This is a genomic window from Streptomyces sp. GC420 (assembly GCF_009916105.1).
Lineage (GTDB): Bacteria > Actinomycetota > Actinomycetes > Streptomycetales > Streptomycetaceae > Streptomyces.
The window spans coordinates 1-1,552 of record NZ_JAAAXQ010000730.1; the positions used below are offsets into that span (position 1 = coordinate 1).

Sequence of the window (1,552 nt, forward strand, 5' to 3'; positions counted from 1 at the left end):
CCTGATTGCCCGTCAGCCGGAGGCAGCCCCCACCGGCCCCTCCGCCCTGCGCGATACCGCCGATCCCGGCGAGCGCGCCCGGCGTCCCGGAGTAGCAGATTGGCGTGTCCCCGGAGGTCATGACGACCTGCCCACCGGCCCCGCCGTTCGCGGTGCACACACCGCCGAACGACGAGTTGCCGCCGTTTCCGCCGTCGACCGTCGCGGTGCCCGCGATGCCACCCGCCCCCACGACGATCGTCTCCGTAGCACCCAGCGCCGACGCCTCGATGAGCCGTTCCGCGTAGCCGCCCCCGGCACCACCCGGCGCGCTCACCATCTGGTTCGCGTTCGCCCGCGCGCCCGCCGCGCCGCCCCCGGCAGCCTGGACCTGCACGAAGATCCTGGCGAGCCATTCGTAATCGCCCTTGCTGAACTCGTGAGTCCCCGGCTCCTTGAAGTACAGGACCTCGCGGAGCCCGAGACTGCCCGGGACCATCGTCAGCCGGCCGTCGTCCCCGACGTCGAAATAGCTGTCGTCCACACAAACGCTCGCCATGAGTGCGCTCCAGGCAGAGGAGAGACGGCCCGGCCCACAACCAGCGGCACGAGCAGCAGGTTAGCCGTCGCGCTGGCATCCCTGTCCCGGACAAGTCGCTGACCAGGCCGGACAGCGTGCCGACTGTCCGGGACATGCCTTTCCCCTTGTCCCACCTGAGCTACGTCAGCAGGGTTCGGAGGGTCTTGCCGACTACAGGTCCTGCCCACGCAAGACGTGAAACCGATCCGTTCGTCAACCCCAAGGGGGCCTTCCGATGAATCCAAGGCGCGTACTTCTCGCGGCAGCTCTGGCATGCGTGACGCCGCTGGCTTTCGCCACCTCCGCCCACTCCGCCTCATACGAGGAGGACTGGGGCACCCTGACCGCCTCAGAGGGATGCGGCGACATCGTCCGGCTCGGAAACGACGACAGTGATGGCGGGTTGGGCTGCTTCGAGCGCTACGGCGACGTCTTCCGCGTCTGGGCCGGCGACCACGCGGACGGCAGTCCCCGCGTGTACTGGATCAACGAGCTCAAGAACTCGAGCGGAGTCTGGACAACCTACCGCGAAGGCGTCTGCTACGGCGAGTGGTACAGAGACTCCTGGGTGTACTGCAACAAGGACTTCTACGAGAACAGCACCTCTCCCAACAAGCTGGGTGGGCAGGGGAGCCGCATCAAGTTCGCGTACTACGACTCGGCAGGCATGACGAGCTACGCCACGGTCGTCAACGACCAGTAAGACCGCCCTTGGGGGAGGCATGCACCGCTACCTGCGTTCGTCCACGCGTGGTCGAGGCCGCCTGGGGCTGTGCGTGCCTGCCTTCGCCGGGACGAACGGAGCCGCCGCGTCTGGGACCCTGCCGCCGCTTTGCGCGCCGCTCCCGCCGGGGACAGGGTCACGAACTAGGGTCCGTCTTCAAAGATCGCTAGATGGTGGATCATGGTGGCGTGATACGCCGTCACGAACTCACCGACCAGGAGTGGGAGTTGCTCGCTCCACTCATACCGCGGGCCAAGACGGGACGACCG

2 protein-coding genes are annotated in these 1,552 nt (G+C 67.5%); one reads left to right on the forward strand and one right to left on the reverse strand.

Annotation, left to right across the window (positions count from 1 at the left end):
* A partial coding sequence (locus tag GUY61_RS38210; RefSeq protein ID WP_166634877.1) for a hypothetical protein occupies positions 1-538 on the reverse strand: 538 nt, incomplete at its 3' end.
* A 298-nt stretch (positions 539-836) separates the two neighbouring features.
* Here GUY61_RS38210 and GUY61_RS38215 point away from each other — a divergent pair.
* Positions 837-1,262 (forward strand): hypothetical protein, encoded by a 426-nt coding sequence (locus GUY61_RS38215; RefSeq protein WP_208106978.1) that lies wholly within the window; start codon positions 837-839, stop codon positions 1,260-1,262.
* Positions 1,263-1,552: the final 290 nt, after the last annotated feature.